Source organism: Allobosea sp. 01N443 (assembly GCF_056399325.1).
This window is the reverse complement of the sequence record NZ_JBFTRC010000024.1, coordinates 1-26,698: the sequence shown is the minus strand read 5'-3', so window position 1 is coordinate 26,698 and position 26,698 is coordinate 1. Positions and strand designations below refer to the sequence as shown.

The 26,698-nt window shown below is 65.0% G+C and carries 26 protein-coding genes and 1 pseudogene; 18 read left to right on the top strand and 9 right to left on the bottom strand.

What is annotated here, in order from left to right:
• Positions 1-160: 160 nt before the first annotated feature.
• Positions 161-361 carry a hypothetical protein gene (locus AC1DRP_RS09395; protein ID WP_441489677.1) on the bottom strand — a complete coding sequence of 67 codons (201 nt, stop codon included), beginning with the start codon at positions 359-361 and terminating at the stop codon, positions 161-163.
• Between the two features lie 271 nt (positions 362-632).
• Between AC1DRP_RS09395 and AC1DRP_RS09390 the strand changes: the two genes are divergently transcribed.
• Positions 633-959 (top strand): hypothetical protein, encoded by a 327-nt coding sequence (locus tag AC1DRP_RS09390; protein WP_441506000.1) that lies wholly within the window; start codon positions 633-635, stop codon positions 957-959.
• Between the two features lie 85 nt (positions 960-1,044).
• On the opposite strand, the gene rpmG is transcribed toward AC1DRP_RS09390, so the two are convergent.
• The 4 genes from rpmG to rnr all read right to left on the bottom strand — a co-directional run bounded on the left by rpmG (position 1,045) and on the right by rnr (position 4,856).
• The gene (gene rpmG / locus AC1DRP_RS09385; RefSeq protein ID WP_038367996.1) at positions 1,045-1,212 is read right to left on the bottom strand and encodes a 50S ribosomal protein L33; all 168 of its coding nucleotides are present in this window, start codon (positions 1,210-1,212) and stop codon (positions 1,045-1,047) included.
• 160 nt (positions 1,213-1,372) lie between these two features.
• A complete protein-coding gene (locus AC1DRP_RS09380; protein WP_441489678.1) occupies positions 1,373-2,107 on the bottom strand; it encodes an NUDIX hydrolase in 735 nt (244 codons plus the stop codon).
• The gene (locus AC1DRP_RS09375) at positions 2,104-2,553 is read right to left on the bottom strand and encodes a DUF983 domain-containing protein (protein ID WP_476768367.1); all 450 of its coding nucleotides are present in this window, start codon (positions 2,551-2,553) and stop codon (positions 2,104-2,106) included. The genes AC1DRP_RS09380 and AC1DRP_RS09375 overlap by 4 nt, the downstream gene beginning before the upstream one ends.
• Complete coding sequence (gene rnr / locus AC1DRP_RS09370) at positions 2,550-4,856, bottom strand: ribonuclease R (RefSeq protein ID WP_476768366.1); 2,307 nt, start codon at positions 4,854-4,856, stop codon at positions 2,550-2,552. Before rnr ends, AC1DRP_RS09375 begins: the two co-directional genes overlap by 4 nt.
• Positions 4,857-5,491: 635 nt before the next feature.
• On the opposite strand from rnr, the gene urtA reads away from it, so the two are divergent.
• The 5 genes from urtA (at position 5,492) to urtE (ending at position 11,212) form a co-directional block, all read left to right on the top strand.
• Positions 5,492-6,772: an urea ABC transporter substrate-binding protein gene (urtA, locus tag AC1DRP_RS09365; protein WP_476768365.1), complete on the top strand. Its 1,281-nt coding sequence runs from the start codon at positions 5,492-5,494 to the stop codon at positions 6,770-6,772.
• 160 nt (positions 6,773-6,932) lie between these two features.
• Positions 6,933-8,549, top strand: coding sequence for an urea ABC transporter permease subunit UrtB (urtB, locus tag AC1DRP_RS09360; protein WP_476768364.1), 1,617 nt, complete (start codon positions 6,933-6,935; stop codon positions 8,547-8,549).
• Positions 8,546-9,688 (top strand): urea ABC transporter permease subunit UrtC, encoded by a 1,143-nt coding sequence (gene urtC, locus AC1DRP_RS09355; RefSeq protein WP_476768363.1) that lies wholly within the window; start codon positions 8,546-8,548, stop codon positions 9,686-9,688. The genes urtB and urtC overlap by 4 nt, the downstream gene beginning before the upstream one ends.
• A 5-nt stretch (positions 9,689-9,693) precedes the next feature.
• A complete protein-coding gene (gene urtD / locus AC1DRP_RS09350) occupies positions 9,694-10,455 on the top strand; it encodes an urea ABC transporter ATP-binding protein UrtD (RefSeq protein WP_441505994.1) in 762 nt (253 codons plus the stop codon).
• 61 nt (positions 10,456-10,516) lie between these two features.
• On the top strand, positions 10,517-11,212 hold the full coding sequence (urtE, locus tag AC1DRP_RS09345) for an urea ABC transporter ATP-binding subunit UrtE (protein ID WP_441489685.1): 696 nt from the start codon (positions 10,517-10,519) through the stop codon (positions 11,210-11,212).
• Here the strand turns inward: urtE and AC1DRP_RS09340 are convergent.
• Positions 11,203-11,613, bottom strand: coding sequence for a DUF2000 family protein (locus AC1DRP_RS09340; RefSeq protein WP_476768362.1), 411 nt, complete (start codon positions 11,611-11,613; stop codon positions 11,203-11,205). The genes urtE and AC1DRP_RS09340 overlap by 10 nt on opposite strands.
• On the opposite strand from AC1DRP_RS09340, the gene AC1DRP_RS09335 reads away from it, so the two are divergent.
• The 3 genes from AC1DRP_RS09335 to AC1DRP_RS09325 all read left to right on the top strand — a co-directional run bounded on the left by AC1DRP_RS09335 (position 11,612) and on the right by AC1DRP_RS09325 (position 14,106).
• Positions 11,612-12,475, top strand: coding sequence for an AraC family transcriptional regulator (locus tag AC1DRP_RS09335; protein WP_476768361.1), 864 nt, complete (start codon positions 11,612-11,614; stop codon positions 12,473-12,475). The genes AC1DRP_RS09340 and AC1DRP_RS09335 overlap by 2 nt on opposite strands.
• Before the next feature lie 90 nt (positions 12,476-12,565).
• Complete coding sequence (gnd, locus tag AC1DRP_RS09330) at positions 12,566-13,549, top strand: phosphogluconate dehydrogenase (NAD(+)-dependent, decarboxylating) (RefSeq protein ID WP_476768360.1); 984 nt, start codon at positions 12,566-12,568, stop codon at positions 13,547-13,549.
• A gap of 5 nt (positions 13,550-13,554) precedes the next feature.
• Positions 13,555-14,106, top strand: a complete 552-nt coding sequence (locus tag AC1DRP_RS09325; protein ID WP_476768359.1) for a gluconokinase — start codon at positions 13,555-13,557, stop codon at positions 14,104-14,106.
• 100 nt (positions 14,107-14,206) lie between these two features.
• Here the strand turns inward: AC1DRP_RS09325 and AC1DRP_RS09320 are convergent, their stop codons facing one another.
• The gene (locus tag AC1DRP_RS09320) at positions 14,207-14,866 is read right to left on the bottom strand and encodes a Fe2+-dependent dioxygenase (RefSeq protein WP_441505990.1); all 660 of its coding nucleotides are present in this window, start codon (positions 14,864-14,866) and stop codon (positions 14,207-14,209) included.
• Positions 14,867-15,112: 246 nt separating this feature from the next.
• On the opposite strand from AC1DRP_RS09320, the gene AC1DRP_RS09315 reads away from it, so the two are divergent.
• The 4 genes from AC1DRP_RS09315 to AC1DRP_RS09300 all read left to right on the top strand — a co-directional run bounded on the left by AC1DRP_RS09315 (position 15,113) and on the right by AC1DRP_RS09300 (position 19,452).
• The gene (locus tag AC1DRP_RS09315) at positions 15,113-15,979 is read left to right on the top strand and encodes a hypothetical protein (protein WP_441505989.1); all 867 of its coding nucleotides are present in this window, start codon (positions 15,113-15,115) and stop codon (positions 15,977-15,979) included.
• Between the two features lie 7 nt (positions 15,980-15,986).
• The gene (locus AC1DRP_RS09310) at positions 15,987-17,321 is read left to right on the top strand and encodes a cytochrome c peroxidase (protein ID WP_476768358.1); all 1,335 of its coding nucleotides are present in this window, start codon (positions 15,987-15,989) and stop codon (positions 17,319-17,321) included.
• Positions 17,322-17,452: 131 nt separating this feature from the next.
• Positions 17,453-18,982, top strand: a complete 1,530-nt coding sequence (locus AC1DRP_RS09305; protein WP_069880244.1) for a UxaA family hydrolase — start codon at positions 17,453-17,455, stop codon at positions 18,980-18,982.
• A 77-nt stretch (positions 18,983-19,059) separates the two neighbouring features.
• A complete protein-coding gene (locus AC1DRP_RS09300; RefSeq protein ID WP_476768357.1) occupies positions 19,060-19,452 on the top strand; it encodes a hypothetical protein in 393 nt (130 codons plus the stop codon).
• A gap of 60 nt (positions 19,453-19,512) precedes the next feature.
• Here AC1DRP_RS09300 and AC1DRP_RS09295 read toward each other — a convergent pair whose 3' ends face one another.
• A complete protein-coding gene (locus tag AC1DRP_RS09295) occupies positions 19,513-20,697 on the bottom strand; it encodes an aminotransferase (RefSeq protein ID WP_476768356.1) in 1,185 nt (394 codons plus the stop codon).
• Positions 20,698-20,797: 100 nt separating this feature from the next.
• Between AC1DRP_RS09295 and AC1DRP_RS09290 the strand changes: the two genes are divergently transcribed.
• The gene (locus AC1DRP_RS09290; protein WP_441505985.1) at positions 20,798-21,553 is read left to right on the top strand and encodes an SIR2 family NAD-dependent protein deacylase; all 756 of its coding nucleotides are present in this window, start codon (positions 20,798-20,800) and stop codon (positions 21,551-21,553) included.
• 138 nt (positions 21,554-21,691) lie between these two features.
• Positions 21,692-22,306 (top strand): cold-shock protein, encoded by a 615-nt coding sequence (locus tag AC1DRP_RS09285; RefSeq protein ID WP_441489695.1) that lies wholly within the window; start codon positions 21,692-21,694, stop codon positions 22,304-22,306.
• Between the two features lie 216 nt (positions 22,307-22,522).
• Here the strand turns inward: AC1DRP_RS09285 and AC1DRP_RS09280 are convergent, their stop codons facing one another.
• Positions 22,523-22,873 (bottom strand): HesB/IscA family protein, encoded by a 351-nt coding sequence (locus tag AC1DRP_RS09280; protein ID WP_441505984.1) that lies wholly within the window; start codon positions 22,871-22,873, stop codon positions 22,523-22,525.
• An 86-nt stretch (positions 22,874-22,959) separates the two neighbouring features.
• Between AC1DRP_RS09280 and AC1DRP_RS09275 the strand changes: the two genes are divergently transcribed.
• The 3 genes and pseudogenes from AC1DRP_RS09275 to AC1DRP_RS09265 all read left to right on the top strand — a co-directional run.
• The gene (locus tag AC1DRP_RS09275) at positions 22,960-24,195 is read left to right on the top strand and encodes a deoxyguanosinetriphosphate triphosphohydrolase (protein WP_476768355.1); all 1,236 of its coding nucleotides are present in this window, start codon (positions 22,960-22,962) and stop codon (positions 24,193-24,195) included.
• A 45-nt stretch (positions 24,196-24,240) separates the two neighbouring features.
• Positions 24,241-26,007, top strand: a complete 1,767-nt coding sequence (gene argS / locus AC1DRP_RS09270) for an arginine--tRNA ligase (protein WP_476768354.1) — start codon at positions 24,241-24,243, stop codon at positions 26,005-26,007.
• 99 nt (positions 26,008-26,106) lie between these two features.
• Positions 26,107-26,698: pseudogene (locus tag AC1DRP_RS09265) on the top strand (hypothetical protein); the annotation flags it as partial.

Sequence of the window (26,698 nt, the reverse complement as noted above, 5' to 3'; positions counted from 1 at the left end):
CATTTCCAACGCAGCCCGCCTTGGGCTGCCCGATATGCCCCTCGGGAGCTCAGGTCCGCCGCATCTCCTGGGAATCCGATGGGCTCGGTCGGTCGGCCGCGGGACATCTGGCCTCATCAGAACCGCAGCCGGCCGGCCACCACTCCCCCCAGTCGCGCGATCAGAGATAGTGCGACAGCCCGGCCGCGACGGCGTAGCCGAACAGGCCGAAAGCCGCGAGCAGGCCAAGCAGCATCAGCCCAGCCTTGATTCTGCTCGACGCGAAGCGCGAGGAATCGAGTTCGACGATCAGCTTCAGGAATTCACGCACCGCTCCGTGCGGCCTGGCGGGACGTGCCGCCTTCTTGTCACCGCTGCTCACACGAAACTCCGCATCGCGACTGGAGATTGTCCGCGTCGAAAATGGGGGGAGCGGAGCCATTCGGCAAGCCCCGAAGGTCGGCGGAAGACTTGGGCGCGGGGCGGCCCGAGCCGCAATTCCTGCCAGTGAAGCTCGCTGGAATGTGTTTATGCTGCGATGCAGCATGCGCATCCCCGTCCGCGCCAGTTCGTGATAGTCTCTTGGAGATTCGACTCCGGTGGGACCCGGGGCAGAAGAGGCTGGCCTGAGATCCTCAAACGGGGAGCGACCCATGCGTATTCTCGCATTGGCGCTCTGCCTCGCGGCGTTTCTGCCGGGCGGAGGGCTTGTCCATGCACATAGCTGGTATCCATACGATTGTTGCAGCGACCAAGACTGCTGGCCCATGGGCCAGGATGTCGACGCGCGCGAGCCGGATCCCCGGATCGTGCCCGGCGGCTACCTGACCTATGACGGCTATTTCATCCCTGAGGGGGCGACGCGTGCGTCCCAGGATGGCCGCTTTCATATTTGCCGGCGGGGTGGAACCCTGACCGGTAGCGTGATTGCTCCGTCGCAGAAGCCGTTCTGCCTGTTCGTGCCCAGACAGGTGTTCTGAACAGGACCGAATCGTAGGCAAAAAAGAACCGCCCGGATCACGGGCGGTTCCTTGAACTTTGGTTATGCCGAAAAGGCGACCAGGATCACTTGATCTTGGTTTCCTTGAACTCGACGTGCTTGCGCGCGACCGGGTCGTACTTCTTCTTCGACATCTTTTCGGTCATCGTGCGGGAGTTCTTCTTCGTCACGTAGAAGAAGCCGGTATCCGCCGTCGACAGCAGCTTGATCTTGATGGTCACGGCCTTGGCCATGGGTTCCGTCCTCGAGCCTGGCGGGCCGCGGTCTGGCCCTCATAAAACAAAATGGCCGGGGGAACCCGGCAAACCGTTCCCGGGGAGATGCCGCAAGCCAGTGGCGAAGTCAAGAAAGAATGCCCGGACGGAGCGAACAGTTTGCCTCAGGGGCAACCTGTCAGAGTTCCTCGCGCACGAAATTCAGGTTTTTCTCCCAGAAATAGGGCACCGGGAGATACGGGCTGAAGCCGGCTGCTATCCTGGCCTCGACTTCCTTGATGATGACCTGGGTAATCGTCGGCAGGTCGAGCTGCCTCGCTTCATCAAAATTGACCCAGACCAGTTCGATCAGCTCGGAATCAGGGCCGGTGACGCCCTCGACGCTGCCGCCGAGCGCATCGTAGTCGACGACGAAGAAACGCGTGTCGAAGCGCTTCGGGCGCCGCGGCGGTGTGACGGCACGCGCGACGAAGGTTACGGCGCTGAGATCGGGATAGACGCCATGGCTGGCGAATTCGGTCCAGGTGCCTTCCGGGGGATTCTCGGGCACTCCGAACTCATCCGAGCCGAAGAGCAGGCCGGTCTCCTCAAAGGTCTCGCGGATGGCGGCCATGGCCAGCGCTCGGGCCTTGTTCGGGCTGGGGCGCACCGTGCGCTTGGCCAACCGGTCCTCGCAGATCTGCGGAATCGCGCCGGTTGCTGCCATGCGCCGATCGCCGGCGTCGACGCGTCCGCCCGGGAAGACGAATTTGCCAGGCATGAACTTGTGTCCGAGGTGGCGTTTGCCCATCAGCACCCGGGGGGCTGCGCCGCTCCGATCGAGGATCAACATCGTCGCAGCGTCATGCGGCCGGGTGTTGGTCGCGGTCCGGCTGCGCTCTGCCTGAGTCAGGATGACGGCGTTGTCGTTCATTGCCGGGATGCCATGGATGTGCCGGGCTGGCGCTCGGGCAGGGGAGGTGCGTTGTCGAAGCCATGCATGCGCATGGCCCATTGCAGGCCGATGACCCCGCCCTTGACCGGTTGCATCAGCACGAGCGACAGGAACAGTGTCAGCGGCAGCCAGACCGCCATATGCAACCACATCGGCCATTCCGCATATTTCTCGACCAGCACCAGGCCGCCGACGATGACGTGGCCGACAATGGTGATGACGATATAGGGCGGCAGATCATCGGCACGCTGGTGGTGCAGCGCCTCGCCACATGCCTCGCAGCGGTCGACGGACTTCAGGAAGCCCCGGAACAGCCGGCCTTCGCCGCAATGGGGGCAGCGGCACATCAGGCCGAGGCGGATCGCCAAACGCCAGTCGCGCTCGACCGGCTGGTCGATGGAACTGTGAACCTGAACCGACATCATCGCCTCTTGCCCGGCTTCGCCTTGCCGAAGGGGGGCTTGCCCTTGGCTCGGCCGGACAATGGTCGCCTCGGGCCGCTTTTGCCAGAGTGGCCCGATGTCACACGCCGACCCTCGGAGAGCAATTCGAAGCGCAGCGCGCCGGCGACGGGGGCGGCTTCGACGAGKCGGACATGGACACGATCGCCGAGGCGCCAGCTCTCGCCTGTGCGCTCACCTGTCAGAGCATGCGCCGCTTCGTCGTAGCGATAATAGTCGCCGCCCAGCGTCGAGGCCGGGATGAAACCGTCTGCTCCGGTGCCGTCGAGCTTCACGAACAGGCCGGCCCGGTTCACGCCGCCGATGCGTCCGTCGAAGCTCGAGCCGATCTGGTCCGCAAGGAAATGGGCGATCAACCTGTCGGTGGTCTCGCGTTCGGCCGCCATGGCGCGGCGCTCGGCGGCCGAGATCCGGGTCGCGGTCTCGCGGAGTTCGGCGAGCGTGGTCGCTTTGGGCATTCCGTCATCGCCGAGTTTCAAGGCGGAGATCAGGCCACGATGCACGATGAGGTCGGCATAGCGCCGGATCGGCGAGGTGAAATGGGCATATCGGCGCAGGTTGAGCCCGAAATGTCCGTAATTCTCGGCGACATATTCGGCCTGTGCCTGGGTGCGCAGGATCACCTCGTTCAGGAAGAGCTCGTTCTCCGAGCCCTTGATCATGGCGAGGATGCGGTTGAACAGCACGGGGCGCAGTGCGCCATCCTTCGGCAGCTTGATGCCGACCGAGGCCAGCACTTCGCCGAGTGCCCGCATCTTCTCGAGCGACGGCTCGTCATGGCAGCGATAGATCAGCAGGCTGCCAGCCTTCTCCAATGTCTCGGCGGCGGCGACATTGGCGAGGATCATGAACTCCTCGATCAGCCGGTGCGCGGCCAGCCGCTCGGGCGCGATGACACGGTCGACGGAGCCGTCGGGCTTGAGGATCAGCTTGCGCTCGGGCAGATCGAGGTCGAGCGGCTGGCGTTGATCGCGGGCGCGGGAGGCGACGCCATAGGCCGCCCAGAGCGGCATCAGGACGCTTTCGCGGATCGGGCCGGTCAGGTCGTCCGGCTTGCCGTCGATGGCGGCCTGAACCTGCTGATACGAGAGCTTCGCCGCCGAGCGCATCATGATGCGGTGGAAGCTATGGCTCTTCTTCGAGCCGTCGGCCTTCAGGATGAGGCGGACGGCGAGTGCCGGCCTGTCCTCGCCGCCGCGCAGCGAGCAGAGATCGTTGGAGATGCGCTCGGGCAGCATCGGCACGACGCGGTCGGGGAAATAAACCGAGTTGCCCCGCTCCAGCGCCTCGCGGTCGAGCGCGGAGCCCGGGCGGACGTAAGATGCGACATCGGCAATCGCGACCGTGACGACATACCCGCCTTCATTGGCCGGGTCGGTGTCGGGCGCAGCATGGACTGCGTCGTCATGGTCCTTGGCGTCGGCGGGATCGATGGTGATCAGCGGCAGGGCGCGCCAATCCTCGCGGCCCGCTGTGCTGGCGTGCGGGGCGGCTTCTGCCTCCGCCAATGTCGCAGGGGAGAACTCGTTGGGAATGCCGTGGGTATGGATTGCGATCAGGCTGACGGCGCGCTCGGATTTCAGCGAGCCCAGCCGTTCGCGCACCCGCGCTTCCGGCGGGCCGAAGCGGCCTTCGCGCCGCAGCGAAACCGAGACAAGGTCCCCGTCCTGAGCATCGCCGGTCTGCCCTTTGGGGATCAGCGCCTCGCGGCCCTGGGCCTTCTTGTCGACCGGGATCAGCCGGCCCGAGCCGTCGGGCAGGGCGCGGAAGATGCCGAGCACCTGCGCCTTGCCCTTGCCCATGATCTTGAGCACGCGGCCGGAATAGGCGAAGCCGTCCATGCCCCGGAGGCGGGTGAGCTTGAGCAGAACCTGATCGCCGACCCCGGCAGCGGCGGAGGCGAGCTTGCGCGAGCGGATTTCGCGCGGGCGTTCCACCAGGATCCTGGGCGGAGCGCCTTCATCGGCCTCGTTCCATTCGAGCGGGGCGGCAACAAGGTCGCCGTCACGATCCCGGGCCTTGATCTCGCATAGCAGTACGGGGGGCAGGGCGCCGCGCGGATGAACCGGCCTGTCCTTGCCGTCGCCGCCGAGTTCGCCTTCCTCGGCGAGATCCTTGAGCATGCGCTTCAGCCAGATCTTGCCTCCGCCCGAAAGGCCAAAAGCCTTGGCGATCTCGCGGCGGCCGACTTCGCGGCCGGCAAGGCGCTCGCTCTCGATGAAGTCGAGAATCGCCTCGCGGCTCGGTTCAGGCGCGAGCGATGACACGGGCTAAACTCGTCTGATGGGAATGAGAATGAAGAAACACGTGGCCTCTGTGCCACGTCCGGAGCTGCTGCGCCAGAACCGGGACTGCAGGGCTGCTCCCGGAAACGAGAAGGGCCGCCCTTTCGGGCAGCCCTTCCATTGTCGAACCGCGGCCCGGCGAACCGGACCTGAAGGTGCGAAAACTCACGCGGAACAAGACTCCCACAGGGAATGAGTCCAGGTCCGCCCGCTTTGCACCAGCGGTTGATGACAATGAGACACTGGATCACCTCCTTTCAGTTGTTACCGACAAGAGAGAGGCTAAGGCGATTCTCCTTACTTCGTAAATGCTAAAATTTACGCTGTCCCCTTCGTCGAAACCACTGCGTTTCCGGGCTCGACTGTGCGGGCGTGCGGGCTGCAAAAAGGGCAGGCACGGTTTCTGTCTAAAAAATGAGCAGTCCCTTCGCGATTGCAGCATCGTTGCGTGCAGCGCGAGATGATTGGCAGAAATTGTCTTCGATTTCGTCCTGATGACACGGATTTGCGTGCTTGCCCCGGTTGGCACGTCGCTTGCGAACCTTCCTGAACAGGCCGGCAAGGCCAGTCAGCGCTCGAGGGGAGCGCGCCAACAAAAGTGTTCGGGAGATCAGGCCGTGAATACTACTCGTCGCGTCGTATTGGGCGCCGCACTGGCGGGCGCAACATTCCTGGGGTCGTTCCTGCCGGTCGCCGCGCAGGAGACCATCAAGGTCGGCATCCTCCACTCTCTCTCGGGCACGATGGCGATCTCCGAGACGACGTTGAAGGACGTCATGCTCATGCTCATCGAGGAGCAGAACAAGAAGGGCGGCGTGCTCGGCAAGAAGCTCGAGGCCGTCGTGGTCGACCCGGCCTCGAACTGGCCGCTCTTCGCCGAGAAGGCGCGCGAGCTGATCAACAAGGACAAGGTCGCCGCCGTTTTCGGCTGCTGGACCTCGGTRTCGCGCAAATCGGTTCTGCCCGTCTTCAAGGAGCTGAACTCGATCCTGTTCTATCCCGTGCAGTACGAGGGCGAGGAGAGTGAGCGCAACGTGTTCTACACTGGCGCCGCGCCGAACCAGCAGGCGATCCCGGCCGTCGATTACCTTGCCAAGGAAGAGAAGGTCGAGCGCTGGGTGCTCGCCGGCACCGACTACGTCTATCCGCGCACGACCAACAAGATCCTCGAGGCCTATCTGAAGTCCAAGGGCGTCAAGGCCGAGGACATCATGATCAACTACACACCGTTCGGCCACGCCGACTGGCAGACGATCGTGTCGGACATCAAGAAATTCGGCTCGGCCGGCAAGAAGACCGCGGTGRTCTCSACCATCAACGGCGACKCCRACGTGCCCTTCTACAAGGAACTSGGCAACCAGGGCATCAAGGCGACCGACATTCCCGTCGTAGCCTTCTCGGTCGGCGAAGAAGAGCTTGCAGGCATCGACACCAAGCCGCTGGTCGGCCATCTCGCCGCCTGGAATTACTTCCAGTCGGTGAAGACCCCGGAGAATGACGCCTTCATCAAGCAGTGGAAGGCCTTCAAGAAGAACGACAAGGCGGTCACCAACGATCCGATGGAAGCCCATGTCATCGGCTTCGCCATGTGGGTGAAGGCGGTCGAGAAGGCCAAGTCGACCGATCCGGACAAGGTCATCGATGCACTGCCCGGCATCGAGGCGCCGAACCTGACCGGCGGCGTCTCGACGATGCTTCCCAACCATCACATCACCAAGCCGGTCCTGATCGGCGAGATCAAGGCCGATGGCCAATTCGACGTCGTCTCGAAGACAGGCCTCGTGCCCGGCGACGCCTGGTCGAAGGAACTCGATGGCTCCAAGGATCTGGTCGGCGACTGGGTTGAGAAGAAATGCGGCAATTTCAACGTCAAGACCAGCAAGTGCGGCGGCGCGTGAGGTCATGAGGGGGAGGGGCGGCACGGGCGAATAACGCCCGGCCGCCCCTCATTTTCTGCCGCGACCTGCGGCGGCTCTCGCAAGCAAGGCAGCGCGCATCCCCGAGGTTCCGTCTGCGCGGTTCCCGGGATGAGAGCTGAGGTCCCGATCTGAGCGCGTCATGAAGAGCGAGCCGATGCTTCTCCTGTCCAGATTGCTGCGCATGATCGTGGTCGCGACGGCTCTCCTGCTCGCGCCGGGCGCAGCCTTCGCCCAGGGCGCCGACGAGGCCTTTACCCGGCTGGGGGCGGACAGCTTCTCCGACACGGCGCGGGCGGTCGAGATCCTGGTTCAGACCGCTCATCCGAACGCGGCCGTGATCATCGAGGCGCTCGCCGAGGGGCGGCTGCTCGCGGGCGGCGGGGCGGTCGCGATCAGGACCGGGACAGGCGGTTTCAGCGATGCGCGGACCGGCCAGCCGCTCCCTGCCGAGCCGGCAGGTGTCAGCGCTGTCAGGCTCAACAACAATGTCAGGCGCGTGATTCAGGCGGCGCTGGGTGGGCTCGGCCTGCTCAATCCCGATCCGGCCCGGCGCGCCGCCGCCGCCGAGGCGGTCTTCAAATCGCGCGACGCCTCGGTGCTGCCGGTCCTGGAGGGCGCCATCGCCAAGGAGACCGACAATCGGGCGAGGATCGCGCTGCGCCAGGCGCAGGYGGCGATCCTGATCAGCAAGGCCGACGCACAGCCCTTCGACCGGCTCGGCGCGATCGATGTGTTGCGCGAGCGTGGCGACCAGGATGCATTGGCGACCTTGCGCTCCCTGCCGGGCGACGTTCCGCAGTCGCTGAAGGAGGCGCAGGTGCGGGCGATCTCCGAGATCGAGGGCAAGCTCGCCCTATGGCGCGCGGCGCAGAATCTCTGGTACGGGCTTTCGCTCGGCTCTGTCCTGCTGCTCGCCGCGATCGGGCTTGCCATCACCTTCGGCGTGATGGGCGTGATCAACATGGCCCATGGCGAGATGGTGATGCTCGGCGCCTATACCACCTTCGTGGTCCAGGAGGTGATCCGCGCCCGCGTTCCAGGCCTGTTCGACTATTCGCTCGCCATTGCGCTACCGGCGGCCTTTCTCGTCGCGGGGCTGGTCGGTGTCGCGATCGAGCGCGGCGTCATCCGCTTCCTCTACGGACGGCCGCTGGAGACGCTGCTCGCGACCTGGGGCATCAGCCTGATCCTGCAGCAGGCGGTCCGCACCGCCTTCGGTCCGACCAATCGCGAGGTCGGGGCACCGGCCTTCATGGCGGGGGTCTTCGAGATAGGCGGGCTTGCGATCACCTGGAACCGGCTTTGGATCATCGTCTTCGCCGGGCTCGTCTTCGCCGCCCTGCTGGCCATCCTGAAGCTCACGCCGATGGGGTTGCAGATGCGCGCAGTGACGCAGAACAGGCGGATGGCGGCGGCCATGGGGATTCGCACCGGCCGGATCGATGCGCTGACCTTTGGGCTCGGCTCCGGCGTGGCGGGGCTGGCCGGCGTTGCGCTGTCGCAGATCGACAATGTCAGCCCCAATCTCGGCCAAGGCTATATCATCGACTCCTTCATGGTCGTCGTCTTCGGCGGCGTCGGCAATCTCTGGGGCACGCTCGTCGCCGCGATGACGCTCGGCGTCGCAAACAAACTGCTCGAACCCTATGCCGGCGCGGTGCTCGGCAAGATCGCACTGCTCGTCTTCATCATCCTGTTCATCCAGAAGCGCCCGCGCGGCCTGTTTGCGCTGAAGGGCCGGGCGGTGGAGGCATGATCACCCGCTTTCTCATCCAGGGGCTCGACAAGCGCGGCCTCATCTTCCTCGGACTTCTGGTCGCACTGGCGGTGCTGGTCCCGCTCGCCAATCTGCTGCTGCCGGAGAACTCGGTCCTTCATGTCCCGACCTCGACCATGTCGCTCTGGGGCAAATACCTCTGCTATGCGCTGCTCGCGATCTCGCTCGACCTCGTCTGGGGGTATTGCGGCATTCTCTCGCTTGGCCACGGCGCCTTCTTCGCGCTCGGCGGCTATGCGATGGGCATGTATCTGATGCGCCAGATCGGCTCGCGCGGCGTCTATGGCAATCCGATCCTGCCCGACTTCATGGTTTTCCTGAACTGGCACGAACTGCCCTGGTACTGGTACGGCTTCTCCTCCTTCCCCTTCGCCATGCTGATGGTGCTGGTGGTGCCGGGGCTGCTCGCCTTCGTCTTCGGCTGGTTCGCCTTCCGGTCCCGCGTCACCGGCGTCTATCTCTCGATCATCACCCAGGCGCTGACCTATGCGCTGCTGCTGGCCTTCTTTCGCAACGACATGGGCTTTGGCGGCAATAACGGGCTGACCGACTTCAAGGACATCCTGGGCTTCAACGTGCAGGCGCAGGCGACGCGCGCGGCGCTGTTTGCGATGACCTGCGTGATGCTGATCGCCGGCTTCCTGATCGCCCGCGGCATTGTCGATTCCAAGCTCGGAAAGGTCGTCATCGCGATCCGCGACGCCGAATCGCGCACGCGCTTCCTCGGCTACCGGGTCGACCGTTTCAAGCTCTTCGTCTTCACCGTCTCGGCCTGCATGGCTGGCGTCGCAGGCGCGCTCTACGTGCCGCAGGTCGGCATCATCAACCCCAGCGAATTTGCTCCGGCCAACTCGATCGAGACCGTGATCTGGGTCGCGGTTGGCGGGCGCGGCACATTGGTCGGCGCGGCGCTGGGCGCGGTCGTGGTGAACTACGCCAAGACGGTCTTCACCTCCGGCTTCATGGCGCCCTACTGGCTCTTCGCGCTCGGAGCCCTCTTCGTCTTCGTCACCCTGTTCATGCCCAAGGGCATTCTCGGCACGGCGCAGGACTGGTGGGGGAGGCGGCGCAAGCGCGAGCCAGCCGCCCCGCTGGCCGAACCGGTCCCGGCGGAGTGACGCGCATGATCCCGGCCCATGCAGCGCTCACCTCCTCACTGCTCTATCTCGATGGCGTCAGTGTCTCCTTCGACGGCTTCAAGGCGATCCGCGGGCTTTCGCTGGTGATCGCGCCGGGCGAGATGCGGGCCATCATCGGGCCCAACGGCGCCGGCAAGACGACGATGATGGATATCATCACCGGCAAGACCAGGCCGGACGAGGGGACGGTGATGTTTGGCGGCTCGGTCGACCTGACCAGGCTCGACGAGGCCGCAATCGCCAATCTCGGCATCGGCCGCAAGTTCCAGAAGCCGACCGTGTTCGACTTCCACAGCATCGAGGACAACATCCTGCTGGCGCTGAAGTCGCAACGCACGGTGGCCAGAACCCTGTTCTGGAAGACGGCGGCAACCGACCAGAAGCGCATCGACAATATTCTCGGCATCATCAAATTGGGGGATGCGCGCAGCCGTCTCGCCGGTTCACTCTCGCATGGGCAAAAGCAGTGGCTCGAGATCGGCATGCTCCTGGCTCAGGACCCGAAGCTGTTGCTCGTCGACGAGCCGGCCGCCGGTATGACCGATGGCGAGACGGCCGAAACGGCGGTGCTGCTCAAGGAGATCGCCAGGGACCATTCGGTGATCGTGGTCGAGCATGACATGGGGTTCATCCGCGAACTCGGCGTCAAGGTCACTGTGCTGCACGAAGGTGCGGTGCTGGCCGAAGGGCCGCTCGATCAGGTCAGCGCCAATGAGCGCGTCGTCGAAGTTTATCTGGGGCGGTGAGCATGATCGGGAAATATAGGAACCGGTTGATCGATCGGGCGAAGCGGCTGGACATCGGACGATGCTGAACGTCGAAGCCATCGACTTGCATTACGGGGCGGCGCAGGCCCTGCGCCGGGTTTCGATTGCCGCCGAACCCGGCAAGGTCACCTGCGTCATGGGCCGCAACGGCGTCGGCAAGACCTCGTTGATGCGCGCCATCGTCGGCCAGCAGCCGATCAGCGGCGGGCGCATCAGCTTTGCGGGCGAGGACATCTCGAGCTTGCGCAGCGAGGATCGGGCGCGGGCCGGCATCGGCTTCGTGCCCCAGGGGCGCGAGATCTTTCCGCTGCTGAGCGTCAAGGAAAACCTAGAAACCGGGTTCGCGCCGCTGCCACGCCGCAGCCGCTTCATCCCGGATGACCTGTTCGACCTATTCCCCGTGCTCAAGTCCATGCTGGGCCGACGCGGCGGAGACCTCTCGGGAGGCCAGCAACAGCAACTCGCCATCGCGCGGGCGCTGGTCACCCGACCCAAATTGCTGGTGCTCGACGAACCAACCGAGGGCATCCAGCCCTCGATCATCAAGGATATCGGCCGCGCCATCGACTACCTGCGCCAGCGCGGCGATATGGCGATCGTGCTGGTCGAGCAATATTTCGACTTCGCGCGCGAACTCGCCGACACGATGTTCGTGATGGATCGTGGCGAGATCGTGCTGTCGGGTGCGATGGGCGAGCTCGACGGAGCACAGGTTCAGAGATTGATTCAGGTGTGAAGGGTCAAGCCCTTGACGATCTTGTCGATTTCCTTGCGTTCGGCGTGGAGCGCCAGCCCGACGAGATCAAGCGCTTCGGTCGGCAGGGCGGCGACGGCGGCCCGGTTTTCGCTGTCGTTGCCGGTCGTGAACAGCTCGCTAGTATAGAGATGCGGGCGCACGCCACGGGCGCGGGCGCGCTCCAGAAGCTGCTTCAACTGCTCGCCTGCCGCCGCAAAGATCAGGACGGGCTGGCGGATCAGAGGGCCGTAGAAACGGCCGGAGCCGTCGCGATAGGCTTCGCCCGCGAGTTCGGGCGAAGCGCCGACCAGCCCTCCGGCCAGGAAGCTCGCAACATTGAGTTTTTGCCAGGGGGCGAGATTCTCGCGTACCACGATGGCGATCTTGGTATCGTAACGCATGACCCAATCGCTAACCGAAGCCGGGAAGGCTCGTCTTGAACGATCGTGCGGGCCGGAGGGCACCGACTGGGTGCGCACGGGCTCGGGCATAGACGGCATCGAGCGGATGGAAGCGTTCTTCCGCGGCTTTGCCTATGATCCGCATCGCCATGACACCTATGCGTTCGGGCTGACTCTGTCCGGGGTGCAGAGCTTCGAGTATCGCGGCAGCCGGTGCGACAGCTTGAGCGGGCATGCGATCGTGCTGCATCCCGACGAGATCCATAACGGGCGCGCCGGGATTCCGGAGGGGTTCAGCTACCGCATGCTCTATGTCGAGCCGCGACTGATCCGGGAGGCATTGGGAGCGCAGGGCTGCGCCTTGCCCTTCGTCTCGACCGCAGTCTCGCAGGATGCGCGGCTTGTTCGCGYGGTAGCCCATGCCTTGCGCGATCTTGATGCGCCGCTCGACGAGATCGCCGCCGAGGATATCCTGCTGCCGCTCGCCGAAGCGTTGCTCGCGCTCGATCCATCGGCCGCGCGGCCGACGGGACACGTGCTCGACCGGCCTGCCGCTGAGCGAGCCCGCCAATATCTCGACGCCCATCGCGACGAGGTGGTGGCCTCCCGCGAACTCGAAGCCATTGCCGGCCTCGATCGCTTCACTCTGGCCCGGCATTTTCGCGCCTGTTTCGGCACCAGCCCCTATAACTATCTCGTGATGCGCCGGCTTCAGGAGGCGCGCAGGCTCCTGCTCGGCGGCACCTCGCTCGTCGAGGTGGCGATGGCCTGCGGCTTTGCCGACCAGAGCCACMTGACCCGCCAGTTTCGCCGCGCCTATGGCGTGCCCCCCGGACGCTGGCGGGCGCTGCAGCGCGGCTGACCCCTGCCGGGTTCCGCTTGCTCCAACCCGCTGCACGAGGCATGAAGCGCTCCCAAAGCCGGTTCAGGATCCCCGGCAGGAGCCTTTGCTATGCAGCTTGGAATGATCGGCCTCGGCCGCATGGGAGCCAATATCGTCCGCCGGCTGATGAAGGCCGGGCACGAATGCGTGGTCTACGACCGTGATCCCAAGCCCGGTGCGGCGCTGGCAAGCGACGGCGCGGTGGTTGCCGCCGATCTCGCCGATCTCGTCTCGAAGCTGAAGGCACCGCGGGCGATCTGGGTGATGCTCCCGGCCGGCGAGATCACCGAGGCGACGCTCAGCGAACTCGCGGCCCTCGTCCACCCCGGCGACACACTGATCGATGGCGGCAACGCCTTCTGGAAGGACGATGTCCGGCGCGGGCAGGAGCTCGCAGAGAAGGGGCTGCACTATCTCGATATCGGCACCAGCGGCGGCGTTCACGGGCTGGAGCGCGGCTATTGCCTGATGGTCGGTGGCGACAAGGCGGGCTTCGACCGTCTGGAGCCGATCTTCAAGGCGCTGGCCCCTGGCAAGGGCGACATTCCAGAGAGCCGGCACCGCGAGGGCCGCAACCCGGCATCCGAGCAGGGCTATCTGCATTGCGGCCCGGTCGGTGCCGGCCATTTCGTCAAGATGGTCCATAACGGCATCGAATACGGCATGATGCAGGCCTTCGCCGAAGGGTTCGACCTGTTGCGCAATGCCTCGGCCAAGGACGGTCTGCCACCCGAATACGGCTTCGATTTCGATGTCGCGGAGATTGCCGAAGTCTGGCGGCGCGGTTCGGTCGTGACCTCCTGGCTGCTCGATCTCACGGCCGAGGCATTGGCCGCCGACGAGGAGCTGTCTGCCTATACCGGGCATGTCTCGGATTCGGGCGAGGGGCGCTGGACGGTGCAGGCCGCGGTGGAGACCGCGACGCCGGCCGAGGTGCTGACCTCCTCGCTCTACACCCGCTTCCGGTCGCGCAAGGACCACACCTTCGCCGAGAAGGTGCTCTCGGCGATGCGCGCCGGGTTCGGCGGGCATGTCGAGCCGAAGAAGCCGTGAGCCTCATGAGCGCTTTCCCGCATGGGCAGATRCCGGCCGTCATCGTCGTCATGGGCGTCGCCAGCTCCGGCAAGACCTCGCTCGGCGAGCGTCTGGCCGAGCGGTTGGGCTGGCCGTTTCGTGATGCGGATTCCTTCCACCCGCCCGAGAACGTCGCCAAGATGTCGAGCGGTACGCCGTTGAACGATGAGGACCGCAAGCCCTGGCTGGCGGCGATCGCGGCCTGGATCGACGAGCTGCGCGCGACCGGCAAGAACGGAATCGTCACCTGTTCCGCACTGAAACGTGCCTATCGCCGCGTCATCATCGGTGACCGGCCGGATGTCGCGCTGGTCTATCTCAAGGGCTCGCGGGAGCTGATCGGCCAGCGCATGGCGGCGCGCCAGCACCATTTCATGCCGCCGGCGCTGCTCGACAGCCAGTTCGCGGCGCTGGAAGAGCCAGGGGCGGATGAGCACCCGCTGGTCGTGTCGGTGGCACTGGCCAAGGATGCAATCGTCGACGAGACGCTTGCCGGCCTGGCGGCGACGGGAACTCCGGGCGCTGGCACCCGCTAAAGAATCGGCCCGAAAAGTGGATTGCGATTTTCGGGAAAGCCGATGCAAGACAAAGGGTTAGATCATTAGATTGGATACGATATCCGGTCCAATGATCTAGTCAGTCCTGCGCCCACATCCGGGTGAGGTTCGCTACCGATTTGGAGATCAGGTCGAACTCGGGCGTCTTGCCCTCGCGGCCGAACAGTGCGCGACGGGCCCGGTCGAGATCGAACAGGATCTCGCGCTGGCTTGCGTCGCGGATGAAGCTGCGAGCCCAGCCGACGGCAGCGATCCGTTCGCCCTTGGTCACGGGCGCGACATGGTGCAGCGTGGTCGAGGGATAGGCGATGAGCGAACCGGCCGGGAGCTTGATCGCCTCGTCGCCCGACGGGGTCTCGATCACCAGTTCGCCGCCTTCATAAGTCGCGGGGTCGGCCAGGAAGAGGGTGAACGAGACATCGGTGCGCATGCCGCCCATCAGGGCGTCGTCGACATGGCTGCCATAGGCATGGCCGGGCTCGTAGCGGCTGAAGAGCAGCGGCGTCAGGGCCTTGGGGCGGACGGCGGCCGCGAAGACCTCATTGGCGAGGATGCGCTCCCCGAGGAGCGCCTTGAGCGCATCAGCGCGCGCACCCGGAGCCGCCTGCCGGTTGTTCTTGACCAGTTTCGCATTCCAGCCCGCGGTCCTGCCACCATCCTCGAAGCGCAGCGAGGCCAACGCGGCACGGGCATCTTCGATCTCGGCTTGTGTCAGGATGTTGCCGATCGGCAGGATCATGGAGATTCTCGCTGGCTGAAGGCCGCATCTACAGTTTGCGCCGGGGCAGAAAATAGCTTGGCATCAAGGGATTACTAGGGTGATTACCTTGATGTCTAGTTTAGAATCAATGTAATCGTTCTTCTAGGGATGCGGTTGCTTGACGATGTCAGCTTTCGGGTTCATTCGAGAGGTCGTGTTCTTACGTGGGATGCCTGCCAGGCCCTGCGTGGCAGCGCCGCCTGTCGGCCAACCCGGGATGACATGATGAAGACTTCGAGCAAGCTGTGGATCGGTCTCGGTACGGTGATCGCTGCGGGAGCAGGCGTGGCGGCGGCCGGTTTCGCAGAGACCTCCGCCGCTCCGGCCCTGCATGCGAGCGGCTCCTTCGACATTGCCCAGCATGCTCATGGCGCTGCAGTGAAGGCAACGCCGGCCAAGGGGCAGGGCGGCGAAGGTGGAGAGGGGGGCGAAGGCGGCAAAGCCGACGCGCTGGCGCCCAACCTCAAATTTGCGCGTTCGATCGCCCTGATCCGGGGCCATCTCCTGGTTGGCGACGAACTGGTCAAGGATGGGCGCTTCGGTGAGGCGCTGCCGCACTTCCTGCACCCGGCTGAAGAAATCTATGGTGGCATCAAGAACGATCTCGCAACCTACAAGGTCCGTCCCTTTGAGGCCGCGCTGAAGGCGCTGGCGCAAACCGTCAAGGCCAGGAAGAAGGATGCCTATGACGGCGCGCTGAAGCTGGTGCATGAGCGCCTCGCCGAGGCCGATGCCGGGCTCCGTGAGGCCGAGAAGAACTGGCCGCGCTTCTCGGTCGAGACAGCGCTCGAGACCTTGAAGGTCGCCGCCGACGAATATGGCAACGCCATCGAGAAGGGCCGTATCGCCAAGGCGGTCGAGTATCAGGACTCGCGCGGCTTCGTCTGGCATTCGGCTGCGATGATCGATGCGGTTGCCGGCGAGCTTGCCGCCAAGGACGCGACTGCCTTCAAGGAATTGCAGGCTGCGCTTGCCGAACTCAAGAAGGCGTGGCCGACGGCGGTCGCRCCGAAGAAGCCGGTCAAGGATACCAGCGCCGTGCTCGGCGATATCGCTCGGGTCGAGCTCCAGGCTGGGAATTTCCTGCGCTGAGGCGGCGATGGCCCGGTCGGCCTCCCTTTTGAATGCCTTTCTCGCCGGCGCGACCACCGCCGCGCTCGCGCTGATCGGTGGCTCGCAGGCGGTGGAGCCCGCCCAATCCGCTACGGGTGCAGGGCTGACCGTTGCGCGCGCGAGCTATCGACGTCCCAGCGCCGTGCCGTTCCCTGCCTCGAACCCGCTCAACCCCGCCAAGCTTGAGCTCGGGCGGCGCCTGTTCGGCGATCCGGCCTTGTCCTCGAACGGTACGGTCTCATGCGCGACATGCCATGACCCGGCGCTCGGCTTCACCGACGGCGTTGCGATCGGGAAGGGCGTGGCACTGGTGCCGCTGGCACGTCATACACCGCATCTATGGAACCTCGCCTGGGGCGCAGCCTTCTTCTGGGATGGGCGGGCGCGCACGATCGAGGAGCAGGTGCACGGCCCGATCGAGAACCCGCTCGAGATGGCCGAGACGTTGCCGCATATCGCCGTCAAGCTCTCGCGCAGGCCGGACTATCGCAAGGCCTTCGCGAGCGCGTTTCCCGGTAGCCGGAGCATCGGGCCTGACCAGATCAGCGCCTCGCTCGCGACCTATGTCCGAAGCCTGGTCTCGCCGCCGACCCGCTTCGATGCCTGGGTCGAAGGCGACGAGACCGCCCTCACCAGCGAAGAACAGGGGGGCTTTGCGCTCTTCACCGGCAGGGCCGGCTGCAGCAATTGCCACTCCGGCTGGGCTTTCACCGATCGTGCCTTTCACGATGTCGGTCTGCCGGGGAGCGATCTCGGGCGCGGCAAGATCATCGATCTGAGAGCAGCCGATCATGCGTTCCAGACGCCGTCGCTGCGGGAGCTGGCCTGGACCGCGCCCTATATGCATGACGGCTCGCTGCCGACGCTGGACGCCGTGCTCGATCACTATGAGCACGGTGTCGTGCAGCGGCCGAGCCTCTCGCCGGACATCAAGCCGATCGGGTTGACGTCGGAGGAGCGCGCCGCGCTGTTGGCCTTCCTGGCGACGCTGTCGAGCGAAAATCCGCCCGCACCGGTTTCTGCCCTCAGCGCTGCCCGGCCTGCTGCGCTGGCGGTTGCGGACCTGGGCACGACGATCTCGCAGAAGAACAGGATGTTCCAGCCCTCGTCCGTTAGGCTGCATGCCGGCCAGAGCCTGACGATCAACAATGACGATGTCCGTACCCATAATGTGCGGCTGGACACCGGTCCCAAGCCGTTCAACTCCGGAGCGCAGGAGCCCGGCCAGTCGGTGAGGATCCCGTTCACGCGGGCCGGCATCTATGAGCTCTATTGCGGCATCCACCCGACCATGCAGCTCAGTGTTTCGGTCGAGCGATAGGCCGGCCTGACGATCCGGCGTCGCATGCAAGGCCGGGCTTACTTTCAACCGATTGAAAAAAGCGCAGGACAGGCGCATGTCTTGGATGAGCGCGGCCCAGGGTCGCCACCCCCAAGCAGACGGTTCCTCTCATGCTCGACAAGGTCTTGCCGCCGCGTACGCTGAAGCTCAATGCCGCCGACAATGTCGCGGTCGCGGTCGATCCGATCGATGCAGGCGTCACCGCAGCGGGTGTCGTCGCCCTGAAACGCATTCCGCGCGGCCACAAGGTCGCACTGGCCCCAATTGCCAAGGACGAGCCGATCCGCAAATTCGGCCAGATCATCGGCTTTGCCACGGTCGACATCCCGCCTGGCGAATGGGTGCACGAGCATAATACCGGCTTCCACGCCTTCGAGCGCGACTATGATTTCTGTGCCGAGGCGAAGCCTGAATTCGTGCTGCCGGTCGAGCAGCAGGCGACGTTCGAGGGGTTTCGCCGCAAGGGCGGTGGGGCCGGCACGCGCAACTATGTCGGCATCCTCACTTCGGTGAACTGCTCGGCCTCGGTCGCGCGCTTCATGGCCGAGGAGGTCAAGCGCTCGGGCATTCTGGCCGATTACCCCAATGTCGACGGAGTCATCGCGCTGACCCACGGCACCGGCTGTGGCATCGACTACAATGGCGAGAGCTTCGAGGTACTGAAGCGCACGACCTGGGGCTATGCCTGCAACCCCAACATGGCGGCGGTGCTGGTCGTCGGCCTCGGCTGTGAAGGGTTTCAGATCAAGCGCATGAAGGAAGCCTATGGCGTCGAGGAGAGCGACATCTTCCGCACCATGACGATTCAGGAGACGGGCGGCACCAGGAAGAGCGTCGCCGCCGGCATCGAGGCGCTGAAGGTGATGCTGCCGATCGCCAACCGCGCCGTGCGCGAGACGGTACCCGCCTCTGAGCTGACGCTTGCCCTGCAATGCGGCGGTTCCGATGGCTATTCCGGCATCACGGCCAATCCGGCGCTGGGCGCTGCCGTCGACATCCTGGTCGAGCATGGCGGCACGGCGATCCTGTCCGAGACGCCCGAAATCTACGGAGCCGAGCACCTGCTCACCCGCCGCGCTGCAACGCGCGAGGTCGGCGAGAAGCTCGTCGGCGTGATCAAGTGGTGGGAGGAATATACCGAGCGCGCCCGCATGAGCATGAACAACAACCCCTCGCCGGGTAACAAGGCGGGCGGACTCACCACGATCCTGGAGAAGTCGCTGGGTGCGGCGGCGAAGGGCGGCACCAAGACGCTGGCGGCCGTCTATCACTATGCCGAGCCGGTGAAATCGAAGGGCTTTGTCTACATGGACACGCCTGGCTACGACCCGGTCGCGGCGACGGGGCAGGTCGCGGGAGGCGCCAATATCCTCGCCTTCACCACCGGGCGTGGCTCGGCCTATGGCTGCAAGCCGACACCTTCGGTCAAGCTCGCCACCAATACGCCGATCTACGAGAAGATGATCGACGACATGGATATCAATTGCGGGGACATCCTCGATGGCGTGACGCTGGAGGAGAAGGGCCGCGAGATTTTCGAGACGCTGCTGCGCGTTGCGTCCGGCGAGCGCTCCAAATCCGAGCAGCTCGGCTATGGCGATGCCGAGTTCGTGCCCTGGCAGATCGGCGCAACGATGTGATCGCAGTCGTTTGACGGTAGGGGAGCGCGGTTCCATCGGCCGCGCTGTCCAAAACGGAAGCGCTGGGGGGCGCTCTCATGAAGCACATTCTGYTTGTCACCGTGCCGCGGCTTTTGCTCGGCCTGATCTTCTTGGTCAGCGCAGTCGACGGTTTCTGGTTCCTGGCGACGGGGAGCCATCTGATCCATCCGCCGACTTCGCCGAAGGGCATGGAATTCGAGCTCGCTCTGCAGAATTCAGGCTTCTTCTGGCCCTTTCTGAAAAGCGTCAATCTTGTCGGGGCGCTCAGCCTGCTTCTCAATATCGTGCCGGCCCTGGGGCTCGCATTGATTGCGCCGGTGATGGCCGTGATCGTGCTGTTCCACCTCACCATCAATCCGCAGGGCCTGCCGGTCGCACTCATCCTGATCGTCAGTGGCGGTCTGCTGGTCTACGCCTATCGCGAGCGCTACGCCGCCCTGCTTCGGTAAGGTTCTGGCCAATGGTCGTCCCGGTCGCCCATCGGCCACCCGGGATGACCCGAGTTTCATTCAGAGCGTAAAGCCCGAGAGCCGTTCGCCGATGTCGCTGATCCGTTCCTTGCCGACATTGGCGATGGCGATGCGCAGATGCTGTTCCTGCCCGGGGCCGAAATAGGGGCCGGGCAGGGCGAGCACGCCACGCTCCCCGACCAGGGCCCGCACCACCTCTGCCGCGGGCACGTCTGCGAATGGATGCGCGACATAGGCGAAATAGGCCCCGGCTGCGAGCACCTGCCAGCCGTTCAGTGGCGCCATCGCGGCACGGAAGGCGCCGGCCCGTGCATTGATCTCGGCACGGTTGGTCTCGCGCCAGTCGCGAATGCCGTCGATGCCCCAGGCAACCGCCTGCTGGCCGGCCCGCACGGGGCTGATCTGGACGCAGTCCAGCACCTTGCCGATCTGCTCTACGACCGCCTCTCCGGCGGTGATGGCGCCAAGGCGCCAGCCTGGCACGGCATAGGCCTTTGAGAAGCTGTAGAGGCCGATCACGGAATCCCGCCAGCCGCTTGTGGCGAAGATCTCATGCGGCGCCTTCACTCCGTCCGGCAGGAAGTCGCGATAAGTCTCGTCAATGACGAGCCAGATTCCGCGCCTCGCGCAGAGCGCGGCAAAGGCCGCAATGGTCTCGGGCGGATAGACCGAGCCGGTCGGATTGTTGGGCGTCACCAGCACGATCGCGCGGGTCTTTGCATCGATCAGGCTTTCCGCCTGCTCGGCATCCGGAACGAAGCCGCAAGCCGGATCGCAGGGGAGCGGGCGCGCTTCGACGCCGAGCATTGTCAGCGTCATCTCGTGATTGAAGTACCAGGGCGTCGGCAGCAGCACATTGTCACCTGCCCGGGCGAGCGCCATCATGGTCACGACATAGGCCTGATTGCAGCCGGAGGTGATGGCGATCTCGGTCGACGCAAATGGAGTGCCATAGATCCTGCCGATCTCGGCGGCATAGGCTTCACGCAGCGAAAGATCGCCGGTGATCGCGCCGTAGCGTGTCAGATCGGGCAGGGCGGCGGCCTCGCCAAGGCGCTGCAGCAGGGACGCGGGTGGTGGCGAGCCTGGCACAGCCTGCGAAAGATCGATCAGCGGGCCGGAGTGGCCGTCATAGGAACGAGCCCAACCCTGCGCCTGCGGGATCGGCGGCGTGCCGGTGTCGTGAAGGTCGGGGTTCAGCGTGGGGCGGACAGTCTGGAGCATGACGGCAGCTTTGAGGCGCGTCCGGCTCCGCGTCAATCGGCTTGGCCGCAGCACGGGGCAGCGCTCATATAGGCAGCGGCGAAGGCGGACGAGTGGGCCCATGCAGAACGAGACCAACGACGCGATCGACGAACTCCACGCGCTGCTCGACCGCGCTGCCGTGATCGTCAGTTTCACCGGTGCCGGGATCTCGACCGAATCCGGCGTGCCGGATTTCCGGTCGCCCGGCTCGCCCTGGATGATCCACAGACCGATCCCGTTCGACGCTTTCGTCGCCAGCCGCGAGGCGCGCGTCGAAGCCTGGCGGCGCAAGTTCGCGATGGATGACCATTTTGCCGGTGCGATGCCCAATCGCGGCCATAAGGCACTTGCTAATCTGGTGGCCCAGGGTCGCTCTCCCGGAGTGATCACGCAGAATATCGACGGGCTGCATCAGGATTCCGGCATCCCCGAGGACAGGATCATCGAACTGCACGGCAACGGCACCTATGCCACCTGCCTGACCTGCGGCTGGCGGCATGAACTGGCCGCGATCCGCCCGGCCTTCGAGGCAAGCGGAGAGCCGCCGCGCTGCATCATCTGCAGCGGCATCGTGAAGTCCGCGACGATCTCGTTCGGCCAGGCCATGCCGGAAGCGGCGATGCGACGGGCGCATGCGCTGACCATGCGGGCGGATCTCTTCCTCGTTGCGGGCTCGTCGCTGGTGGTGTTTCCGGCTGCGACGTTTCCGGCGATCGCCAAGCGCAATGGAGCGAAGCTCGTGATCATCAATCGCGAACCGACGGAGCCCGACGCGATCGCCGATCTCGTGGTGCGGGCCGAGATCGGCCCCGCGCTTGGCCGGCTGGCAGGCTGAGCGCGCCAAAAGCGTTGCCAATCTGCCGCGGTGTCCATCGCGATGATGTGGATGACGCCAAGCCGGCTGTATCGCGCCTTCGAACCGATGGTATCGTATCGGCACGAATCAAACAGTTCGCGCGGAGATGAGCGGGACATGTCCGACGAGTTCGGTGAGAGCGGGCGGCCACCGGTCGGTCCGATTCAATCACTCAACCGCATMATGCGGCTGGACGGAGGCGAAGGCTTCGATCACGACGCAAGCGTCGAGGTCGTGGGCTACGTCAAGTGGTTCGATGTCAGCAAGGGCTACGGTTTCGTGGTTCCTGAGGATGGCGGTGCCGACGTGCTCGTCCATGTCACCATCCTGAAGCGCGATGGCTTCAACGCCATCGCCGAAGGGGCCCGCATCGTTCTGGAAGCGATCGCGAAGGCGCGCGGACGTCAGGCGGTGCGCGTGATGTCGATCGATACCTCGGCCGGGCGCCATCCGGCGGAGATGCCGCTGGCACGCACCAATGTCTCGGTTGCTCCGACGAGCGGGCTCGAGCGCATGGTGGTGAAGTGGTTCAATCGCCTGCGCGGCTTCGGTTTCGTCTCGAAGGGCGAGGGCGCTCCGGACATCTTCGTCCATATGGAAACCTTGCGCCGCTACGGCATCGTGGAGCTCATCCCCGGCCAGACGGTGCTGGTGCGCTACGGACCTGGACCGAAGGGCCTGATGGCGGCCGAGATCAGGCTGGAGCAGGGCGGCGCGATCAGCTCGCACTGAGCGCCGACAATCAGATCGCAGACCAAGGAAGAGGCGCCGTCAGGGCGCCTTTTCCTTTTTGTGGGCGCCGAGCGCCCGGCGTCGGACAGCGGCGGCCATGAACTCGCCTCTCGCGCGCGAGGTGATCTGCGCGTTTCGCCGAGAATCGTCAGCTGCTTCGGGAGAATGGCGTCAGGCACGGCCCGTCATCAGGCCCTGCTGCCCATTGCCGACCCGCTAGAGCGCAAACGACGTCCCACAGCCGCAGGAGCTGGTCGCGTTCGGATTGGTGATCTTGAAGGACTGGCCGACAAGATCATCGACGAAATCGATCGTGCAGCCTTCGAGCAGGTCCAGCGAGGACTCGTCGATCAGGACGGTTGCGCCGTCGCGCTCGATCACGAGGTCGCCCGGCGCCTTTTCGTGGTCGACATCGAAGATGTACTGGAAGCCCGAGCAGCCGCCACCGGCGACGCTGACGCGCAGCATCGAGCCGGGCGGCTCCTTCGCCATCACCGCGACAATGCGATTCGCGGCCTTGCCGGTGACGGCGATGCCACGCGGATTGACCTGAAGATCGGTCGTCATAGGCAGATGCTCCTTGCACCTTTGTTGTCTGCGAAGGTAATTGCGCCGCAGCGCCTGTACAAGCAGGGGGCGTCGATAGGTCCGCCATGCCGCAGCCACAGAGCCCTTCATCCGACCGCGAGCCCGGCGACCGCTGGCGCGCGGCCTATGCCTGTCGTTCGAGCCAGAGCCGCGGCCGCCTGATCGCGGAGCCGGCGTCACCGACGCGCAGCCATTTCCAGCGCGATCGCGACCGGATCATTCATTCCACAGCCTTCCGCCGTTTGAAGCACAAGACGCAAGTCTTTGTTTCGCATGAGGGAGATCATTACCGTACCCGCCTGACGCATACGATCGAGGTGGCGCAGATCGCGCGTGCACTCGCCCGGGCGCTCGGCCTCGACGAGGATCTGGCCGAGGCTCTGGCGCTGGCGCATGACCTTGGCCACACACCGTTCGGGCATACCGGTGAGGATGCCCTCGATGCCTGCATGCACAAGTTCGGTGGTTTCGATCACAACGCCCAGACGCTGCGAATCGTGACCCGGCTCGAACATCGCTATGCCGGTTTCGACGGGCTCAACCTCAGCTGGGAGACGCTGGAAGGGCTGGTCAAGCATAACGGCCCGCTGATCGACCCCGACGGCATGCCGACTGCCCGCTATGCGAAGACTGGTATCCCAGCGGCGATCGTCGAGTATCAGGAGCGGCAGGATCTCTGGCTCGACAGCCATGCCTCTGCGGAGGCGCAGGTCGCCGCGCTCGCCGACGACATCGCCTACAACGCTCATGACATCGATGATGGCTTGCGGGCTGGGCTGTTCGGGCATGCGGAGCTTCGCGTCGTGCCGTTCCTGGCGGATCTGCTCGACGAGATCGAGCGGTTGCATCCTGGCCTCGAGACCTCCCGCGCCACGAACGAGCTGGTGCGCCGGGTGATCACGCGCTTCGTCGAGGATGTGATCGGGCGCTCCCAGGAGCTCATTGCCGCGCTGGCGCCAACTGATGCCGATGCGATCCGCCGGGCGGGAGAGCCCGTTGTCGCCTTCTCGGAGATGATCACGACGGCCGATCGCCAGATCAAGGCCTTCCTTTATCCCAACATGTACCGGCACCCATGGGTCGGGGTCATTCGCCAGCAGGCAGCCGACGTGGTGCGCGACCTTTTCACGCGCTTTGCTGCGGCGCCGCAGGCGATGCCGCCCGACTGGGCGGCTGGGATGACGGAGCTCGACGAGCCCCGCAAGGCCCGCCGGATTGCCGACTATATTGCCGGTATGACCGACTGGTACGCGCTCGACGAGCATCGCCGCCTGTTTGACGCGACCCCGTCGCTGCGATAGGCCCGGGCACTTGTTCCTTCCAGTTTTCGTATTCTTGCGGTCGCAATGAACCTGTTCGAGACCTTTTCCGCGCGCATCAACAGCGCCCTGACCCTGCTTGCAGATCGCGGCGCCATCCCGACCGGGCTGTCCTTCGCCCGTGTCGTCGTCGAGCCGACGCGGGACCCGGCCCATGGCGATCTTGCGATCAATGCCGCGATGGTGCTCGCCAAGGAGGCCGGCACCAACCCACGCGCTCTGGCAGCCTTGCTGGTTGATGAGCTCGCGCGTGATCCGAACGTGGCGAAGGCCGAGATCGCGGGGCCGGGCTTCATCAACCTGACGCTGCAGCCGGCCGTCTTCACGGGGATTCTGAAATCCGCGATCGAGGCCGGACTGGATCACGGCCGCGGTGCGCTCCGGCCCGATCCGAAGATCAATGTGGAATATGTCTCGGCCAATCCGACCGGGCCTATGCATGTCGGCCACGGGCGCGGCGCTGTCTTCGGCGATGCCTTGTCGAGCCTGCTCGCCTTTGCCGGCCACGCGGTCAGCCGCGAGTACTATATCAACGATGCCGGCGCGCAGGTCGATGTACTCGCCCGCTCCGCTTTCCTGCGCTACCGCGAGGCGCTGGGCGAGGAGATCGGGGCGATCCCGGAGGGACTCTACCCCGGCGACTATCTCAAGTCGGTCGGCGAGAGCCTGGCCAAGACCTATGGCGAGAGCCTGCGGGGCAAGCACGAGTCCGAATGGCTGGTGGCGGTGCGCGCTGCCGCGATCGACGGCATGATGGCGATGATCCGGGACGATCTCGCTGCACTCGGGGTCGTTCACGACGTCTTCTTCTCGGAGCGCTCGCTTCAGGCGGTCGACGGCAATATCGATGCCGTGCGCGAGACGATCGAGGACCTGCGCTCGCGCGACCTGATCTATGAAGGCAGGCTTCCGCCACCCAAGGGGCAAAAGGACGAGGACTGGGAAGACCGCGAGCAGACCCTGTTCCGGGCCACGCTGTTCGGCGACGATGTCGACCGGCCGCTGCTCAAGTCGGACGGCAGCTACACCTATTTCGCCAATGACATCGCCTATCACCGCTCGAAATTCGTTCGCGGCTTCGCCGAGATGATCGATGTCTGGGGCGCTGATCATGGCGGCTATGTCAAGCGCATGTCGGCCGCGGTGAAGGCGGTGACGCATGGAGAGGGCTCGCTCGACGTCAAGCTCTGCCAGCTCGTGCGGCTGCTGCGCAATGGCGAGCAGGTGCGCATGTCGAAGCGCTCCGGGGATTTCGTGACGCTGCGCGAAGTCATCGACGAAGTCGGCCGCGATGCGGTGCGCTTCATGATGATCTTCCGCAAGAACGACGCGACGCTTGATTTCGATCTCGCCAAGGTCGTCGAGCAGTCGAAGGACAATCCCGTCTTCTACGTCCAATATGCCCATGCACGCTGCGCTTCGATCTTCCGGCAGGCGCGCGAGGCGTTCCCGGGCATCGATCTGTCGCCCGCGGTGCTGGCGCAGGCGGACCTGTCGCGCCTGACCGACGAGGCGGAGATCGGCATCATCAAGATGATCGCTGCCTATCCAAGAATGATCGATGCAGCGGCCAGCGCACATGAGCCRCATCGCGTCGCATTCTTCGTCCATGAGCTGGCGAGCGCGTTCCACTCGCTCTGGAACAAGGGCAAAGACTCGCCGCAATTACGGTTCGTTAATCAAACTGATCGAGAATCCACGGTAGCAAGACTGGCGTTCGTGCACGCGGTGCGCAGCGTCCTTGCCTCCGGTCTGGCTGTCGTCGGGGTTGCGGCGCCGGAAGAAATGCGTTGACGGCCAGGATCGCCGGCGGCGCGCAAAGTCGGTCAGATTGACCTTGYGTAGAGTTCGGCGTTCCATTCGGGCGCCGACAGCGCTGGAATGGATCATACCATGAGTGAGCCAGCTAGGAACCGTTTCGCCCTCGACCTCGATGACCTCGAGCGTCAGCTGCGCGGCGCGGCTCAGCCTCCAAAGGCAGGGGCGTCTGTCGACCCGCTTGTCGAGCTGACCCGAATCGTCGGTCAGGATGACCCCCTGAAGGAACTCTTCTCGCCGCGGGCCGCTGCCGCTCCCGTGCAGCAGCAAGCGGCCGCCGCTGGAGCCTGGCCGGGCGCCCGGCAGCGCCAGGAGCCTTCTTTTGCCCAGGCACCGGCTCAGCAGCCTGTTGCCGCCAACAATGCACAGCCGCCGGCCGATATGCTGGGGGCACTCGACGAGTTCGAGGCGCTGCTTCGCCGCGGGGATATCGCCCGCCCGGCACCTGCCGCCGAACCGGTCCGGCAGGCTGCGGTCTATGTTCCGACGCCGGTCGAACAGCCGGAGCCCTATCGCACTGCACGGTCGGAGCCCGCCCGGCCTGCCGCGCATGATGCGCGTGACCTCGACGAGGAGCGTGGCAACGCGCAATATCAGGATTACGGCCACGACACGCAGGCGGACTATCCCGAGCCGCCGCTGATGGCCGAAGATGATTATCAGGATC

What these genes read in the sequence shown, in the direction of transcription:
- gnd (WP_476768360.1), top strand. Translation starts at nt 12,566, where the DNA reads ATGCAGCTTGGAATGATCGGCCTCGGCCGCATGGGAGCCAATATCGTC.
- AC1DRP_RS09375 (WP_476768367.1), bottom strand. Translation starts at nt 2,553, where the DNA reads ATGATGTCGGTTCAGGTTCACAGTTCCATCGACCAGCCGGTCGAGCGC.
- AC1DRP_RS09305 (WP_069880244.1), top strand. Translation starts at nt 17,453, where the DNA reads ATGCTCGACAAGGTCTTGCCGCCGCGTACGCTGAAGCTCAATGCCGCC.
- AC1DRP_RS09340 (WP_476768362.1), bottom strand. Translation starts at nt 11,613, where the DNA reads ATGCGTTACGATACCAAGATCGCCATCGTGGTACGCGAGAATCTCGCC.
- AC1DRP_RS09275 (WP_476768355.1), top strand. Translation starts at nt 22,960, where the DNA reads ATGCCGCAGCCACAGAGCCCTTCATCCGACCGCGAGCCCGGCGACCGC.
- AC1DRP_RS09310 (WP_476768358.1), top strand. Translation starts at nt 15,987, where the DNA reads ATGGCCCGGTCGGCCTCCCTTTTGAATGCCTTTCTCGCCGGCGCGACC.
- AC1DRP_RS09320 (WP_441505990.1), bottom strand. Translation starts at nt 14,866, where the DNA reads ATGATCCTGCCGATCGGCAACATCCTGACACAAGCCGAGATCGAAGAT.
- AC1DRP_RS09290 (WP_441505985.1), top strand. Translation starts at nt 20,798, where the DNA reads ATGCAGAACGAGACCAACGACGCGATCGACGAACTCCACGCGCTGCTC.
- AC1DRP_RS09390 (WP_441506000.1), top strand. Translation starts at nt 633, where the DNA reads ATGCGTATTCTCGCATTGGCGCTCTGCCTCGCGGCGTTTCTGCCGGGC.
- AC1DRP_RS09380 (WP_441489678.1), bottom strand. Translation starts at nt 2,107, where the DNA reads ATGAACGACAACGCCGTCATCCTGACTCAGGCAGAGCGCAGCCGGACC.
- AC1DRP_RS09295 (WP_476768356.1), bottom strand. Translation starts at nt 20,697, where the DNA reads ATGCTCCAGACTGTCCGCCCCACGCTGAACCCCGACCTTCACGACACC.
- AC1DRP_RS09280 (WP_441505984.1), bottom strand. Translation starts at nt 22,873, where the DNA reads ATGACGACCGATCTTCAGGTCAATCCGCGTGGCATCGCCGTCACCGGC.
- rpmG (WP_038367996.1), bottom strand. Translation starts at nt 1,212, where the DNA reads ATGGCCAAGGCCGTGACCATCAAGATCAAGCTGCTGTCGACGGCGGAT.
- urtD (WP_441505994.1), top strand. Translation starts at nt 9,694, where the DNA reads ATGATCCCGGCCCATGCAGCGCTCACCTCCTCACTGCTCTATCTCGAT.
- urtC (WP_476768363.1), top strand. Translation starts at nt 8,546, where the DNA reads ATGATCACCCGCTTTCTCATCCAGGGGCTCGACAAGCGCGGCCTCATC.
- urtE (WP_441489685.1), top strand. Translation starts at nt 10,517, where the DNA reads ATGCTGAACGTCGAAGCCATCGACTTGCATTACGGGGCGGCGCAGGCC.